15 protein-coding genes are annotated in these 16,262 nt (G+C 31.8%); all 15 read left to right on the top strand.

Translation table 11 applies throughout. The features are described 5' to 3' along the window. The first annotated feature begins 63 nt into the window (after positions 1 to 63). The 15 genes from DWZ69_RS00810 to DWZ69_RS00880 all read left to right on the top strand — a co-directional run bounded on the left by DWZ69_RS00810 (position 64) and on the right by DWZ69_RS00880 (position 16,257). Positions 64 to 1,065 carry a hypothetical protein gene (locus tag DWZ69_RS00810; RefSeq protein ID WP_118435634.1) on the top strand — a complete coding sequence of 334 codons (1,002 nt, stop codon included), beginning with the start codon at positions 64 to 66 and terminating at the stop codon, positions 1,063 to 1,065. 172 nt (positions 1,066 to 1,237) lie between these two features. After that, positions 1,238 to 2,365 carry a UDP-galactopyranose mutase gene (gene glf, locus DWZ69_RS00815; protein WP_118435637.1) on the top strand — a complete coding sequence of 376 codons (1,128 nt, stop codon included), beginning with the start codon at positions 1,238 to 1,240 and terminating at the stop codon, positions 2,363 to 2,365. 67 nt (positions 2,366 to 2,432) lie between these two features. Beyond that, positions 2,433 to 3,515, top strand: a complete 1,083-nt coding sequence (locus DWZ69_RS00820) for a glycosyltransferase (protein ID WP_118435640.1) — start codon at positions 2,433 to 2,435, stop codon at positions 3,513 to 3,515. A 1-nt stretch (position 3,516) separates the two neighbouring features. After that, the gene (locus DWZ69_RS00825; protein ID WP_158573333.1) at positions 3,517 to 4,650 is read left to right on the top strand and encodes a glycosyltransferase; all 1,134 of its coding nucleotides are present in this window, start codon (positions 3,517 to 3,519) and stop codon (positions 4,648 to 4,650) included. 100 nt (positions 4,651 to 4,750) lie between these two features. After that, positions 4,751 to 5,203 carry an acyltransferase gene (locus tag DWZ69_RS00830; protein ID WP_199640853.1) on the top strand — a complete coding sequence of 151 codons (453 nt, stop codon included), beginning with the start codon at positions 4,751 to 4,753 and terminating at the stop codon, positions 5,201 to 5,203. 21 nt (positions 5,204 to 5,224) lie between these two features. Next, entirely contained in the window at positions 5,225 to 6,721 is a 1,497-nt protein-coding gene (locus DWZ69_RS00835; RefSeq protein ID WP_118435646.1) for a hypothetical protein, read from the top strand. Position 6,722: 1 nt separating this feature from the next. Next, positions 6,723 to 7,868 (top strand): glycosyltransferase family 1 protein, encoded by a 1,146-nt coding sequence (locus DWZ69_RS00840; protein ID WP_118435649.1) that lies wholly within the window; start codon positions 6,723 to 6,725, stop codon positions 7,866 to 7,868. After that, the gene (locus tag DWZ69_RS00845) at positions 7,843 to 8,991 is read left to right on the top strand and encodes a hypothetical protein (RefSeq protein WP_118435651.1); all 1,149 of its coding nucleotides are present in this window, start codon (positions 7,843 to 7,845) and stop codon (positions 8,989 to 8,991) included. Before DWZ69_RS00840 ends, DWZ69_RS00845 begins: the two co-directional genes overlap by 26 nt. Further along, entirely contained in the window at positions 8,972 to 10,144 is a 1,173-nt protein-coding gene (locus tag DWZ69_RS00850; RefSeq protein WP_118435653.1) for a glycosyltransferase family 2 protein, read from the top strand. Before DWZ69_RS00845 ends, DWZ69_RS00850 begins: the two co-directional genes overlap by 20 nt. 26 nt (positions 10,145 to 10,170) lie before the next feature. Continuing rightward, complete coding sequence (locus DWZ69_RS00855; protein ID WP_118435655.1) at positions 10,171 to 11,262, top strand: glycosyltransferase family 4 protein; 1,092 nt, start codon at positions 10,171 to 10,173, stop codon at positions 11,260 to 11,262. 15 nt (positions 11,263 to 11,277) lie between these two features. Next, positions 11,278 to 12,288, top strand: a complete 1,011-nt coding sequence (locus tag DWZ69_RS00860; RefSeq protein WP_118435657.1) for a glycosyltransferase family 2 protein — start codon at positions 11,278 to 11,280, stop codon at positions 12,286 to 12,288. Positions 12,289 to 12,448: 160 nt separating this feature from the next. Continuing rightward, positions 12,449 to 12,751 carry a hypothetical protein gene (locus DWZ69_RS00865; protein ID WP_347497425.1) on the top strand — a complete coding sequence of 101 codons (303 nt, stop codon included), beginning with the start codon at positions 12,449 to 12,451 and terminating at the stop codon, positions 12,749 to 12,751. A gap of 123 nt (positions 12,752 to 12,874) precedes the next feature. Continuing rightward, the gene (locus tag DWZ69_RS00870) at positions 12,875 to 14,065 is read left to right on the top strand and encodes a glycosyltransferase family 4 protein (protein WP_158573334.1); all 1,191 of its coding nucleotides are present in this window, start codon (positions 12,875 to 12,877) and stop codon (positions 14,063 to 14,065) included. Position 14,066: 1 nt separating this feature from the next. After that, positions 14,067 to 15,284: a glycosyltransferase family 4 protein gene (locus DWZ69_RS00875; RefSeq protein WP_118435661.1), complete on the top strand. Its 1,218-nt coding sequence runs from the start codon at positions 14,067 to 14,069 to the stop codon at positions 15,282 to 15,284. A 1-nt stretch (position 15,285) separates the two neighbouring features. Then, complete coding sequence (locus tag DWZ69_RS00880; protein WP_118435662.1) at positions 15,286 to 16,257, top strand: glycosyltransferase; 972 nt, start codon at positions 15,286 to 15,288, stop codon at positions 16,255 to 16,257. The last annotated feature ends 5 nt before the right edge of the window (positions 16,258 to 16,262 follow it).

The raw sequence follows: 16,262 nt of genomic DNA on the forward strand, positions 1-16,262 counted from the left end.
ATAATAAAATTCAAACAAAAAGAGATATAATTAAAACTATACCAAACTATGAGGAGGGAATACATGAGTAGTGTAAACAGAGAGTACAAAGACAGAATATTTTGCATGATTTTTGGATATGAGAAGTACAAGAAGAATTTATTGGATTTGTTTAACGCATTAAACGGAACGAATTACACACGAGAGGAAGACTTGGAAATTAATACCCTTGATAATGCCATATACATGAGCATGAGAAATGACGTGTCATGCATAATTGACAGCAACATGGCACTGTTTGAACAGCAAAGCACATGGAATCCCAACATGCCACTTAGAGGGTTTTTATATTGTGGCAGTTTATACAACAAGTATATAAAACAGCATAAATTAGATATTTATAACAGAAAACTAATAAAGTTGCCAACACCACAATACTATGTTTTATACAATGGAACAGAAAAAAAGGATGAGGTAATAGAACTAAAACTGTCAGATGCATTTGCTCATACTGTGGATAAGGGAGAGTTTGAGTGGACAGCAAAAGTAATAAATATAAATACAGGAAATAATAATAGTTTAATTTCAAAGTGTAAAGTGCTGAAAGGATATGTTATACTAACAACTAGGATGAGAGAGTATATCAGTAAATATTCCAGTAAGGATTTCAGTGAAGAGGAAGCAGTGAAAATGGCTGTGGACGAATGCATAAATGAAGATGTGTTGCGAGAATTTCTGCTGGAAAATAAGGCGGAGGTGGTTAGAATGTTCTTGACAGAGTATAACGAAAAGCAGACATTAGAAAACACATATAATGATGGTGTTGAAGTTGGTAAAGAGAAGGGCATAGAAATTGGCAAAGCTCAAGGCATAGAGATGGGCAAAGTGCAGGGAATTGAATTTGGAGAACGCAAAAAACTTGTTGAAATGGTATATAAGAAAATAAAAAAAGGAAAAACTGTAGAAGAAATAGCAGATGATTTGGAAGAAAATATAGAAGTTGTCAAGCAGATTTGTGGTAATATTAATGCCGTCGGCATAAACAAGAACTTGGAAGTAATCATAGAACAATTAACAATGAAATAGAAAATAGAAAAAAGTCCTGCAAGTGTTTTGAAAAAATGGAACACTTGCAGGTTTTTTCTTTCCCACAAAAGACCTTTTAATGTTCCTATATACGTGTTAAAATTATAATAATATGGGTTGTTATTCCATATAAGAAATAATAACTTAAAAATTAGAAAAGTGAGATTAAAGTATGTACGATTTTTTAGTAGTAGGTGCAGGACTTTTTGGAAGTATTTTTGCACATGAAGCAAGTAAAATAGGAAAGAAAGTATTAGTAATTGATAAGAGACCACATATAGCAGGAAATATATATACAGAAAATATTGATGGAATCAATGTACACAGGTATGGCGCACATATTTTTCATACTAATAACAAAGAAGTATGGGATTACATACAGCAGTTTTCTGAATTTAACAGATATACCAACTCGCCTGTGGCAAGATACAAGGACGAATTATATAACTTGCCATTTAATATGAATACATTTAATAAAATGTGGGGAGTTTTCACACCGGATGAAGCGAGAAAGAAGATTAAAGAGCAGGTAGAAGAAGCAGGAATTACTGAACCAAAGAATTTGGAAGAACAGGCAATTTCAATGGTAGGAAAAGATATTTATGAGAAGCTTATTAAGGGATATACAGGTAAGCAGTGGGGAAGACCATGCGATCAGTTACCAAGTTTCATTATTAAGCGTTTGCCTGTAAGATTTACATATGATAACAATTATTTTAATGATAAATATCAGGGAATTCCTGTAGGCGGTTATACACAGATTATTGAGAAAATGTTGGCTGGCATTGAAGTGAGACTTAACGAGGATTTCTTTGACAAAAAAGAAGAATACAAAAACATAGCAGATAAAATTGTATTTACGGGAATGATTGATGAGTATTTTGATTACTGCTACGGAGAATTAGAGTACCGTTCATTAAGATTTGAAACAGAGGAACTTGAACAGGAAAATTATCAGGGCAACGCAGTAGTGAATTACACAGAGTACGAAATTCCATATACGAGAATTATCGAACACAAACATTTCGAATTTGCATGTCAGGGTGGAAACGAAGGCAGCATACCTAAGACAATTATTACAAAAGAATATCCTGCAACTTGGAAGAAAGGCGACGAACCTTACTATCCAATGAATGACGAGAAAAATAACAAGTTATATGCACAGTACAAAGAGTTAGCTGAAAAAGAATCAAATGTAATTTTTGGTGGTAGACTTGGAATGTACAAGTATTTTGATATGCACAATGTAGTGGAAGAAGCACTTAATTGCGTGAAAGAAAATATGTGTGCGAAAAACTAAGTCCAGAATACTAAGTATTCATAAGGCAAATTGAAAGGAAAGTCTAGTACAGCATACGGAGAAGATTATGGCAAAAGAAAAAAAGAAAGTGCTGCATATGGTAGAAGCAATGGGAGGCGGAGTCTTTACATTTATAGTAGAACTTGCAAACGGGTTGTGTAACGATTTTGATATTACCATTGCTTTTGGAATGCGTGAAGAAACACCAAAGAATTATGCAGATTTTTTTGACAATAGAATACAGCTTGTGGAAGTAAAGAATTTTACAAGAAATCTTAATCCAATGAAAGATTTGAAGGCGTATCTTGAATTAAGAAAAATCGTAAAAGATGTTCAACCGGATATAATTCATACTCATTCTTCAAAAGCCGGAGCTATAGGTAGATTTATGTTCCCAGGAAAATGCGAAAAAGTTTTATATACACCTCATGGATATAGCTTTTTAATGGAAGGCGTCTCAAAAAATAAAAAAAAATTATACAAGTTAATAGAAAAAATATGTGGTGCAAAGTCAAATTGCATTACCATTGCCTGCGGTGAAAGTGAATGGAAGCAGGGACTTACAGTTTGTAAAGAATCAACATACATTAGTAATGGCATCAATATGTCGAAAATGGACAGAATACTTGAAACTTTGCCATTGATAGGGAAAAATCATCAATACACAGTTTATACCTTGGGAAGAGTTACATACCAAAAAAATCCAGAAATGTTTAATGAAATTGCTAAAAGGCTTCCGGATATTAGATTCGTGTGGATTGGTGCAGGTGAATTAGAAGATAAACTGACGGCACCTAACATTTTTGTTACAGGCTGGGCAGATGGCGACTGTAGATATGATGTGGCAAATGCCGGAGATGTTTTTCTGCTACCGTCAAGATGGGAAGGCTTGCCAATAGCTTTGCTGGAGGCAATGTACATGGAGAAACCATGTGTGGTTTCAAACGTTACAGGTAACTGCGATGTGATAAAAAACAAGGTAAACGGTTATATGTGTAATACGGTGGATGAGTTTGTGAACGCTATTGAAGCGTGTAGGAATTATGCTCAGGACAATATTATAAAAGAAGCCAAAAAAAATATAAAAGAGAGTTTTAACACAGATATTTTGTGCAAAAAATATAAACAGGTTTATAATGGGGGATATTAAAATGAGGAAAGTAAAAGTATTGGTTCTGATTACAGCCATGGACAGAGGCGGCGCAGAAACAATGGTAATGAATTATTTGCGAAATATAGATAGAGAAAAAGTTCAAATGGACTTTTTAGTGATTAGAAAATATAAGTCAGATTATGAGGACGAGATTAAACAAATGGGAAGCAATGTATACCATTTAAATCCAATTTTTCTAAAGAATATAGGCAGATTCAAAAGAGAATTCAGAAAATTTCTGACGGAACATAGGGAGTATACGATTATACATTCACATTTAGAAGAGAGAAGCTATTTCCCAATGAAAATAGCAAAAAAAATGGGTGTTCCAGTGAGAATCGTTCACGCTCATTCAATACCAAATGACAAGGGACCAAAGCAGTGGGCGAGACTCTATATGAGAAATAGATTGAAGGGGCTGTACACTCATGGCTTTGCCTGTTCAGAAAAAACTGCTAAGTGGCTATTTGGCAACAATATGAAAAATATAACTATTATGAACAATGCAATTGATACTGAAAAGTTCAAGGCAAATGAGAAGACAGGTAAGAAGTTGAGACAGCAGCTAAAAATAGATGAAAAAACACTGGTAGTTGGTCACATAGGCAGATTTGTTAAACAAAAGAATCAACAATTTTTAATAGATATATTCAGAAATGTTAATAACCAAAGACCAAACAGCAAACTTTTGTTAATAGGTGGCGGAAAACCAAAAGCGGAGCAAAAGTATAAAAACGAAATAATGAAAAAAATCAAGGAACAGGGCTTGGAAAATAAGGTTAAGTTTCTTGGAGTTAGAGATAACATAGAAGAACTTTTGCAGGTGATGGATGTTTTAGTGATGCCGTCAACAAGCGAAGGCTTTCCGGTGACTTTGGTGGAAGCACAGGCAGCAGGTGTCAGATGTATTGCCTCAGACAGAATAGACTACAAGGTAAACATTACCGATGAAATTCAGTATGAAGCTTTAGAAAGTGATGCTGCAGACTGGGCTAATCGAATAATTTCATTTACAAATACTGAACTTGATGCTGAGGAAATGAACAGAAAAGTAAAGATAGCCGGGTTTGATGTAAAGGAAAAGGCGAAAGATTTAGAAGAGTTCTATATTGGTGTTTCGAAAAGTATTTAAAAACTATTTATCAATAGCGAGAAAATATTTAAACTAAACCTGTGAAAATAAAAGTTATAGATAGGACACAGAATTTACAATGCATGAAGATGGAGGAACCATGAAGCTTATAAAAATGTGGTGCCATTTTAAGGCGAATATAAAGAAGATAACATACAAATTAATATATGGCAAAAAACTAAAAATCGGAAAAGGGACTACGTGGCGCAATGAGTTTCACGTAGCAATTGAGAATGGTGGCACTGTTGAAATTGGAGAGAATTGTTTCTTTAATAATGGTTGCTCGTTGAATGCATTAGAGTTCATAAAAATAGGGGATGGAACCATCTTTGGTTCAAACAGTCACGTGTATGACCACAATCATGTGGTGAAAGACGTGGGACAGTCCATAAAAAGTCAGGGTTATACCTGCAAGGAGACTGTTATCGGAAAGCATTGCTGGATTGGAACTAACGTGGTGATAACCAAAGGCGTACATATTGGCGACAACTGCACAATAGGCGCAGGAGTTGTGGTGAGAGAAAACGTTGAGAGCGGAAGTGTAGTGAAGTAGTTGCATAAGAGGAGAAACATAGTGAATAGATATATCGCAAAAGAAAAACAAGGGGCTTGGCTAATAATAAAGATTCTTATAGCAACATCAGTGTTTTTATTAATATGCTCTCGTGCATCTTCCATGATATTGAAAACTTATGGGGATGATTCGGATATTTTTGTTATGTTAGGTAAACTTACAAAAGATGGAATGGTTCCATATAAGGAGTTCTTTGATCATAAAGGTCCGTTTATTATATTAGTAGAATATTTGGCATTTTTGTTACCCAATTATAAAGTGGGATTATTTGTTATAGAATTATTATTTATTGCAGCAACATTAATGGCGGAATATAACATTTTTAAATTATATTTTAATGAGAACAAGTCTTGTATTTTTACAATTGTAAGCTTATTTGTATTAAATATATATTATCAGGGAGGAAATTTTACTGAAGAATATTGTCTTCCATTTTTGATGTGGAGTACATTCTTTTTTGTAAAATATTCGAATAGAAAAAATAAGAAAAATGTGGAGCACAATTTAGGGTATGCCTTTTTTTATGGTATTACATTTACTGTATGTGCTTTAACTAGAATTACAAATGCTTTGCCGTTATGTGCGATAATACTGGTATTATTTGTATATGTATTATTTGAAAAAAGGTATGATATTATTTTAAAAAATATTCTTTGGTTTGCGTTAGGAATACTGGTTAGCATTACACCATTTGTTATATATTTTATTGCAAAAGGTGCTCTGAAGGATGCAATCTATGCAACATTTATATTTAATTTTAGATATGCAAAAGCAAGCACAAATGAAAAATATCTGTTAAAGGAACAAATTAAGACAATAGTTTATTTAATCCCAATTTTTACAGTATTTTTAGTAAGCTGTTTCAAAAAGAATAAGTTGAAGACAAAAAATATATTATCTATATGTATGGTTGTTATGAGTGTATTTGCGATAGCATTACAAATAAGTGGGCAACCATATCGACACTATCTTATAATATGGTTACCATTATTATGTATTGGTGTATGTATAGTTGACTTGAAATCGATAAAATATAGAACGTATAGATATGTTTTAATGCTTTTCCTTATTATAAGCTCGTGCATAGTGATAGGAAAAAATGTGAGTGTTTTAGCTGATAGTTGTAATCTTGTCACAAAAAATGAAGAACAAGATTATGCAAAATATGTTAATGATTTAAAGGAAAAAATTCCAGGTGATAAGTTAGACAGAGTTATTGCATATAATGTTTTAGCTAAGTTCTACATTATATCGGATATAAAGCCATGTTATAAATATTGTATATTACAAGATTGGCAGTGTAGTCATGATAGTGAAATGACATTAGAGTTTGAGAAAATGATTAAGTCGTTAAAGGCTCAGTACATTGTCATTACCAGGGATAGTATAAATGCTTATGACGGATATATTAATCAACATTATCATCAGAAATATGAAAATAAGTATTTTGAACTGTTAGAAATTAACTATAATACAAATTACGTTAAAGGAAGATAATATGAAAGCAATTCATGTTCTTGTTTTGGATACGGTAATGGATCGTGGTGGTGCAGAAGCCATGATTATGAATTATATGAGAAATATAAATAGAGACGTAGTGAAGTTTGATTTCCTTACAAACAGGGATTATCGGGCTGCTTACGAAGATGAAATTGAAAGCCTTGGTGGCAGGGTATACCATATGTGTCCAATGTATCCCGGCAAATTTCATCAGTATAAAAAAGAAGTTAAGGAGTTTTTACAAGAACATCCTGAATACAAAATTATACATAGTAATTTAGAAGAGAGAAGTTACCTACCACTTAAAGTGGCGAAGAAAATGGGTGTGCTTGTTAGAATATCCCATTCTCACAACAGACCGCTGGGAATTAATCTGAAACTTCTTGTAAGATATTATTTTAGATTCCTGCTGAAATACTACAATACGCACATGTTTGCCTGCGGAGAGGAAGCAGGGGACTGGCTTTATGGCAAAAAGAACCGGGATAAAGTTATCATTATGAAAAATGCCATAGATGCTAATGCATATAGATACAATGAAGCTGTTCAGGATGATATGAGAAAACAGCTTGGACTTACAAATAAGAAAGTAATTGGTCACGTGGGAAGATTTTTCCCACAGAAGAATCATGAATTTTTAATAGATATATTTGACGCCATTCACAAAAAAGAACCAGACACAGCGCTGGTACTAGTAGGTGGTGGCGAGACAGATGACGTTCTAAAAAATCACATTAAGGAAAAGGTAGCCAAACTGGGGCTGACAGATTCAGTGAAATTCCTTGGTGTAAGGGACGACGTGGAAAAAGTAGTGCAGACATTTGATGTATTCCTTTTGCCATCGTTGTTTGAAGGCTTGCCGGTAACAATGGTGGAAGCACAGGCAGCAGGTTTGCCTTGCGTAATATCAGACAGGGTGCCGGTGGAATGTGACATTACAGGTAATGTGACAGTGGTAACCTTAGACGAAACACCTGAAAAGTGGGCGGATGTTGTAATAAATCAAACAAACAATTTTGAGAAAAAAGATACTTACAGCCAAATTGTAGATGCCGGGTTTGACATTAAGGCACAGGCAGTATGGTTGGAAGAGTTTTATAGGAAAGCGTTGGAGGAGAATGGATTTAAGTTATCAGAGAATTAGACAAAAGAATAGAGATACAACATTGTTATTAATACCTTTGGTAGCAATACTTGCAAAATTTATTCACTTGTATATGCTTCCGGATAAATATTACTTTGATAGTTGGAGACTACTTACTATGCTTACAGGTGGTAAAGGAATGACCAATTGGGGAGGATATCAAAGCACAGTAGATTTTTATAAGGCAATAAATTTCTTTAATTGGACAACGTTAACACAATGGAGCATAGGACTTGGAATAATTCTCACACCAATAGCCATGATTATAATTTCCAGAACAAAAGAAATGGAAATGAGAGAATGTTTTTTTTCGTTGATGATTGTAGGACTATTAAATATATATGTGTTCAGTATTACTAAAGAGACAATTCAGATTTGTTTCTTCTTTTTGGTGTATTTGATTATTCAGTCGCCTTTAAAAAACACATTGCTTAAGGTAATAGGTTGTGCGTTAGTGTTTTATTGGGAGAGTACATTCTATAGGTCTTATTACATAATTATGGCGGCAATGACAATATTCATGTATCTGATTTTTGTATGGCTTAGACAGAGAGAAAAAATCAAACGAAAACATATAGTGATTATAGTGGTTATGTGTTTTGTGGCTGTGTTCGCATTCTTCTATGCAAGTCAGTTTGTAGCACATGATGATTACATAAGTGCATTAAATTCAAGAGATGGCACAACGGAAACGAATGAAGGCGCAAGTACAAGTATTGAGAATCCAATAAAAGTTAATGGTAACTTAGGAATCTTTATGTATGATTATGTAATTAATGCGGTGCGTATGATGGTGCCAATAGAATTGGCGTTTAAGGGAATATTTTACTTGCCCTTTGTAGTTTTTCAGTTTTTTATATTGTATTACTACTTTAAGGCGATTAAGAATATTAAAAGTTTGGATGACAACATGATTGTTGTTGTGGCGTGTTATAGTGCCTACTTCTTTGGCTCAGTAGTTTTTGAACCGGACTTCGGTTCGTGGGTAAGACATGAGGCTGCAACATTCCCAATATTACAGCTTTTGGCATACAAGAGTAATTCGTACAAAAATTTGGAAGAAAATTTAGAAGAAAAACCAAAGAAAAAAAGGGTGGTTATTTATGAAACAGAGGATGTATAACACTTTCTCAAGGATATTTAAAAATCATGCAATTGCAAAAGTGCTGTCGGAAGTGGGCTATGCGTTACTGATGGCTTATTATATGGTGGCGAGAAATTTTGTAAAGAGCAGAAAAAAGAAAATCTATGATGCTTCAAAAGTAAGGGAAGAATTACTTAGAGAGTATCCTATTGAAAATATGGAATCGGAAATAATTAATCTTCCAACAAATGAGCATGTAGATTTGTCGATTATTATGCCGGCATATAATGTAGAAAAGTATATAAAGGAAGCAATAGATTCTGTTTTGAATCAAAAGACAAAATACAATTATGAGTTAATAATTGTTAATGATGGAGCAACAGATAATACAAAGAAAATAATTCAGAGCATAGAATCTGACAAAATAAAATATATAGAGCAAAAGAATCAAGGGTTGTCAGGCGCAAGAAATACAGGAATTAACAATGCTGTTGGAAAATACATAACATTTATGGATTCAGATGACTTGTTAGAAGATGGTTCCATTGAAATCATGATGGATGCATTAATTAATAACAAGGCAGATGTTGTTGTGGGAAGTTATGCAATGTTTATGGATATTAATCACAAACAAAAATGTTTAAATGAACCTAAAATAATAGAAAATAATCCGGGACAGGCAGTGTGCAATCATGGGTATGCCTGGGGGAAAATCTTCAAACGGGAAATGTTCAATAATATTAGATTCCCTATGGGCAAATGGTATGAGGACACAATAATTTGCAATGTACTATTTAGAATGTCTTGTAAAATGGTGGTTTTGTCAGATATAGTATATGACTATAGAATTAATTACAGTGGTATAATTAGAAATGCACGCAATTCAATTAAGACTTTAGATCACTATTGGGTAATGGAAGATGCAATTAAACAGGCTGAAAATAATAACATAAAAAATGATAAGGTTTTGTACAATTTAGCTTTTGGACATTTATCATCATTACTGTACAGAAGAGTATCAAACCTTGACGACAAAGTAATAGAGGATGTTTTTGTTTTGGCATGTGAATTAATTAATAACATTAAACCAAGTGAATATGAAGTAAAAGGAAGAATTATTAACAAAGATATTCAAGATGCCTTTGAAACATATAATTATAAATTATGGAAATTAGCTAGTTTTATAGTATAGAAGCAGATATAAAAAACGGAGATAAAATGAAAAAGATTTGTTTTTTTTCAGGAGACATTACAAGAAGTGGTGGAACTGAAAGAGTTGGAACAGTTATAGCAAATGAATTACATAAAAAAGGACAGTTTGAAATAAGCATTGTTAGCTTATGGGAAGATAAGAAGAAAACATTCTTTCATTTAGAACAGGGCATAAAAAGAGATACATTGTTCTCAGACCATATCAGTGGGAAAAGAATATTAACTTATGTAAAAGCTGTTAGAAAATATGTAGAGAACAATCAAATAGATGTGTTGGTAGATATAGATGGAATACTTGATTTGTATTCAATACCAGCATTAAAGAAAAACAAGTGTAAGTTAGTGTCATGGGAGCAGTTTAACTACTATGTTAATCCTTATGTGAACTACAGAAAACTAACAAGAAAAATGGCAGCGAAAAAAGCAGATGCCATTGTAGTTCTTACAGATGAAGATAAACATTTTTATGAAAAAGAGACTGACGTGAAAACGAAATTAGTGAGAATTCATAATCCGATGCCTGGCAATGTTAACACTACAAGTTACAATATGGACAGCAAAACAATAATTAGTGTTGGCAGATATACAGAACAAAAAGGGTTTGACATTCTAATAGATGTTGCAAATCAAGTGTTCAGTAAACATTCTGATTGGAAATGGCTTATTATTGGTGATGGCGAAGATAAATATGATTTGCAACAGAAAATAGAAAAATATAAATTGCAAAAAAATATTATTCTGAAAGAACACGTAGATGACATAAATGAATACTATAGGAAAGCTGCAATGTATGTTTTAACATCACGCTATGAAGGTTTCGGACTTGTTCTTACTGAAGCTAAGACGCAGGGGCTACCATGTATTAGTTTTAATTGTCCTGCTGGTCCAAAGGAGATAATTGCAGATGGAATCAATGGTTATCTGGTAGATTGTTTTGATATAGAACAAATGGCAGGGAAAATTAATGAACTTATAGAAAATGAAAATAAGAGAAAATTATTTTCTGAAAATGCGTTGGTTGGAACAGAAAAGTTTAACTTAGAAGAAATTGTTGAACAGTGGAGTGAACTGTTTACACAATTGTTGACAAATGATTAGATTAGTGGAGAAAAAATGGAAAAGGTTTCGGTTATATTACCTATATACAATGTTGAAAAATATTTGAAAAATTGCATAGAGTCAGTCAGAAATCAAACTTATGAAAATCTTGAAATCATATTAGTTGATGATGGTTCAATAGACAATAGTGGAAATATATGTGATGAAATTGAAAAGACAGATGAAAGAATTAAGGTTATTCATAAGCAAAATGGAGGACTTGCAGCAGCACGAAATACAGGATATCTGGAAGCAACAGGAACATATCTTATGTATATAGATAGCGACGACATTGTGAAGAAAGATGTTGTAAAGAACTGCGTTGAAGCAATTGGAAAAGAGAACTCAGACGTTGTGATTTTTGGCTATGAAAAGATAGATGAAATAGGAAATATTATCGAAACATGTAAATGGAAAAAGGCAACATACACAAATGAGCAAATGCTTGGAAAACTATATGATTCGATTCGAGAAATGTCTTTTGGTTATGCATGGAATAAACTTTATCGTAAATCAGTAATAGATGAGTCAAAGATTCTTGGAGACGCAAAAGTAATTGATAGAGAAGATTTAATTTATAACTTGGAACTTCTTAATTATTGGAAAAAAATTACTTACATAGATTACGTTGGATATGAATATTTGCAACGAAGTACAAGCTTACTTCATAATTCTAATCTGGCAAGATTAAATGGAATTGAATATTTCGTAGAAAAAATATTTGATACAGAAATAAAAAATAATGAAGTAAAAAAGAAAGTTTTTAATATGGTTGTACTTCATTATATGGCGGATGCGATTACAAAAAATATTATTTGGAATGATGATTTGTCAGGAAGAGAAAAGAAAAAGCTGGTTAAGAAAATAATGGAAAGATGCAGTCATCAGGAAGAATTATATTTAGATGAAGATAATCCAAGATATTTGCAGCAGATGTATAAAAGTATTAAGAGTGGAAGAAGCGGATACTTTTATTGGTATGTGAAGTTGGGAGATTGGAAGAGAAAGGGAACAGATGGAAAATAAATATAAGTTTACAAAAGAACATACATAGGTTGCAAAAGGTGTAGCAATATTGTTGATGTTATATGATCATTTATATTGGATGAATCATGGAAAATATACTGCATTTATAAAATTACCAAACGTAAATGATATTCCATAGTTAATTGGCTCAGTAGGAAATATATGTGTAGCAATGTTTTTATTTTTATCCGGTTATGGAATGTTTTTTTCTCAACAAAAGAGAAGTTATTCGATAAAGGATTCATTAAAAAGAATATATAATATATGGATTCAATATGCTTTTATAACAATTATAATTATTGCACTTGACTCAGCTTTTGGAAAAATACAGTTAGATATTAGAAAAATAGTATTAAATGTTGTTGCATTAGATTATTCATATAATAAATTTGCTTGGTTTATGATTACATATATTGTAATTATTTTAAAGAGAGAAATATTTATCCTGAAATTATATATATAGATAACGAATATGCACAAAATATGGAATTAGAGGAAATCTTAAAGAAAATTGGAATAACTAAATACAAGATACAACAGATGCCAGAAGGTATTGTAATTAACGTTGAATAAAAAGGATATTGATATGAAACGTATGGCAGTGATTTCAGCAGGCTTTGTACCTGTTCCAGCGGTAGATGGTGGAGCAGGCGAAGTGCTTACGACAGAGCTGATAAATGGGAACGAAATAGCTGGAGATTTTTTTATGGATATATATACAATAGAATCTCCAAAGCTTAACAAAATTAAATACAAGAATGCAGAAATAATTCAAGTACATATTAATCCAATTAGGTGGTTTTGGTGTAAAGCAAGAAATGCTTTTTTGAAGTTGTTTAAGTTTAAGTATCGTTTTATACCATATAACCAGGAATTGATACATAAATACTTTCGGGATAATTATGACATTATTTTGGTAGAGAACAATATGCAGGTGTTTGAAGATATATATAATCATGCGAAACATGGGAAAAATCACATGATTTATCATATGCATAATGACATAGATGGAACTACAAAACCTGAATACCTATGTAGATTTATTGCAGATAAGGCAGAGAAAATACTGACTGTAAGTGATTATTTAAAAAAGCATTTTAATCAGGTTGCACCAAATGACAAAACAGAAGTTTTTTATAATTGTGTGGATTTAGCAGTTTTTAATCCAGACAAACTTAAGAAAACAGCGGAGTTGAAGGAAAAATATAAAATCAATAATAATGATTTCGTGTACATGTATACAGGAAGAGTTTGTCCCGAAAAAGGAGTGTTGGAATTAATTAGAGCTTTTAAAAAGGTGTTAGCTAAGGTGCCAAATGCTAAGTTAATGGTTGTAGGTAGCAGATGGTATAATCAAATTGATAAAGATGAATATTTTAATTCTTTAATTGAAGAATCAGAAGAAATAAAGGACAAAATTATCTTTACAGGTTATGTATATCCAGAGGATATGCCGGAAATATATGGCTTGGCTGACGTTTTAGTAATACCTACACTGTGTCAGGAAGCTTTTGGTATGGTGGCTCTTGAAGGGATGGTAATGAGAGTACCAATTATATCTACCAAGTCTGGAGGTTTAGTGGAGGTATTAAATGCCGATACAGCTATTTTAATAGATAGAGAAAATATTATTGATGAATTAGAATGTGCTATGTTGAAAATTAAAGAAGTACAAATAGCAGAAAAATTAGTTAGAAATGCTAGGGAGAAATTGGAAAGAACAAGAGAGTTTTGGAAAATCAATTATTATGATGAGTTTGCAAAAAGGGTAAGATAATATGAAGAAGATTGCAATTGTGACAAACGGTATATTGCCATTACCGGCAGTGAAGGGTGGTGGAGCTGAGACTTTAGTTCAGCAACTTTTAGACGAAAATGAAAAACAACAGAAATATAAATTTATTGTTTATAGTGTATTAGATAAACAAGCTGTACAAGCACAAAAAAAATATAAGTATAGTCAATTCATGTTTGTCCCACATAAACAAGATAATTTGTTGAGTAAAATAAAGCGTTTTTATAATAGAAAAATATATGGAATAAAAACATATCCGGAACCAATTGATTTTAAGAAAATAATTAAACTGATAGATAAGAGTAATGTGGATGAAATAATTTTGGAAAATACAATACAGCCGTTTATTTCTTATACAAAAAAATATGATAAGAAAGTTTGGCTTCATTTACATAATGATTTTATAAACACAGAGTTGGATAATAGATATGTAAATTTAATTAAAAATGCAGTAAACAAATCGGCAGGAATCATTACAGTAAGTAATTACATTAAGCATAGAGTGTTAGAGCTAGAAAATGTATCGAGTTCTAAAATAAGAGTATTAAAAAATTGTACTAATCTAGAAATATTTAGACCTTTGTCTTTTGAAGAAAAAAATAAATATAGAGCAAAATATGGAATCGGACAAGATGAATTTGCTATATTATTTGCAGGAAGAATTTCTAGAGAAAAAGGAGTAATGCAATTACTTAATGTGGTTGAAAATCTTAATAAGAAATATTCAAATATAAAAACAATTATTGTTGGGAGTTCAAAGTCAGGAACAAATAATATAGATAGTTATACATCTGATGTTATTGCTAAAATAAAAAAATTAGGCGATAAAGTTAAATTTACAAGCTATATAAAATATAAAGAACTAGGGAATGTTTACAATGTTGCTGATGTCGCTGTTTTTCCAGCAATATGGGAAGAACCAGCAGAATTAACAATTATAGAAGCTATGGCATGTAAAATACCTGTTATAACAACTTATTCAGGAGGAATAGTTGAATATACAGATAAGAACAGTAGCATTTTGTGTAATAAAGATGAAAGATTAGAGAAAGAATTAGAAGAAAATATTATAAAAATAATAGAAAACAAAAAGCTTAGTAATAAAATAGCTGAAAATGGCTATAAGAAAGCAAAAGAATATAATTTGCAAAAATATTATGAAGAATTTTGCAAAATAATTGACCGCAATTCGGAGAGTTAAAATGAAAGTAAGCATAATAGTACCTGTTTACAATGCAGAAAAGTATTTAGATAAGTGTGTTGAAAGCATAACAAAGCAAACTGAAGAAGATATTGAAATTCTTTTAATAGACGACGATTCTACGGATTCATCAGGCAGAATGTGTGAAGAATGGGCAAAAAAAGATTCTAGAATACGAGTGTTTCACATAGAAAATATTGGTGTATCTAATGCTAGAAATCAGGGAATCAAAAATTCTAACAGTCCATATATCATGTTTGTAGATAGTGATGATTGGATTAAAAAAGATATGGTGGGATGTCTGCTGAAAAATATTGAAGAATCCAAGTCACAAGCTGTGTTCTGTAATTATATAACTGTAAGAGATGGAGAAGAGATTCCATGCGAAGGTATATTAGAATACAAAGTATATCAGAGTGATGAAGTATCTAAGATAATCAGTAATATGTTTGGTGGAGGCAGATACTATTCATCAATATGGCGTGGAATTTATAAAAGAGAAATAATAGAAAATAGTAACATTTATTTTCAAAATCTACAGTTCGCAGAAGATTTGGTTTTCAATTTAGAATATTTGTTGAATTGTAATAGAGTAAAAATAATAAAAGACGAATTGTATTATTACAGAGTAAATAGTACATCAGCATTACAGTCATTAAAAAATAAAGTAGATGAGATTCAGAAAGTACCGTATGAGATTTATTCCTTAATAACAAAGTATAATTGTTTAGAAAAATATAGTGTGGAGATGCTTAGCGAATTGTCTTTGACGGCTAAGAGACTATTTGACATTAATAATAAGTATTCTAACTTTAAAGTAAACGCAGCAAATTTTAGAAAATGGAATTTTAAAGAAATAGAGAAATATTCAAATAACGACAGAATATCTAAAATGTATTTTCAAAGAAAATGGATAAAGTTGTATGTTTATTTGTGGATTGAGAAAATTAAAAATCATATACATAGAGAATAGTTGGA

Source organism: Eubacterium sp. AF34-35BH (assembly GCF_003477765.1).
GTDB lineage: Bacteria > Bacillota > Clostridia > Lachnospirales > Lachnospiraceae > Eubacterium_G.

Bases quoted from the DNA above. Each gene is read 5' to 3' on its own strand.
- DWZ69_RS00810 (WP_118435634.1), top strand. From the start codon at position 64: ATGAGTAGTGTAAACAGAGAGTACAAAGACAGAATATTTTGCATGATT.
- glf (WP_118435637.1), top strand. From the start codon at position 1,238: ATGTACGATTTTTTAGTAGTAGGTGCAGGACTTTTTGGAAGTATTTTT.
- DWZ69_RS00820 (WP_118435640.1), top strand. From the start codon at position 2,433: ATGGCAAAAGAAAAAAAGAAAGTGCTGCATATGGTAGAAGCAATGGGA.
- DWZ69_RS00825 (WP_158573333.1), top strand. From the start codon at position 3,517: ATGAGGAAAGTAAAAGTATTGGTTCTGATTACAGCCATGGACAGAGGC.
- DWZ69_RS00830 (WP_199640853.1), top strand. From the start codon at position 4,751: ATGAAGCTTATAAAAATGTGGTGCCATTTTAAGGCGAATATAAAGAAG.
- DWZ69_RS00840 (WP_118435649.1), top strand. From the start codon at position 6,723: ATGAAAGCAATTCATGTTCTTGTTTTGGATACGGTAATGGATCGTGGT.
- DWZ69_RS00845 (WP_118435651.1), top strand. From the start codon at position 7,843: ATGGATTTAAGTTATCAGAGAATTAGACAAAAGAATAGAGATACAACA.
- DWZ69_RS00850 (WP_118435653.1), top strand. From the start codon at position 8,972: ATGAAACAGAGGATGTATAACACTTTCTCAAGGATATTTAAAAATCAT.
- DWZ69_RS00855 (WP_118435655.1), top strand. From the start codon at position 10,171: ATGAAAAAGATTTGTTTTTTTTCAGGAGACATTACAAGAAGTGGTGGA.
- DWZ69_RS00860 (WP_118435657.1), top strand. From the start codon at position 11,278: ATGGAAAAGGTTTCGGTTATATTACCTATATACAATGTTGAAAAATAT.
- DWZ69_RS00870 (WP_158573334.1), top strand. From the start codon at position 12,875: ATGAAACGTATGGCAGTGATTTCAGCAGGCTTTGTACCTGTTCCAGCG.
- DWZ69_RS00875 (WP_118435661.1), top strand. From the start codon at position 14,067: ATGAAGAAGATTGCAATTGTGACAAACGGTATATTGCCATTACCGGCA.
- DWZ69_RS00880 (WP_118435662.1), top strand. From the start codon at position 15,286: ATGAAAGTAAGCATAATAGTACCTGTTTACAATGCAGAAAAGTATTTA.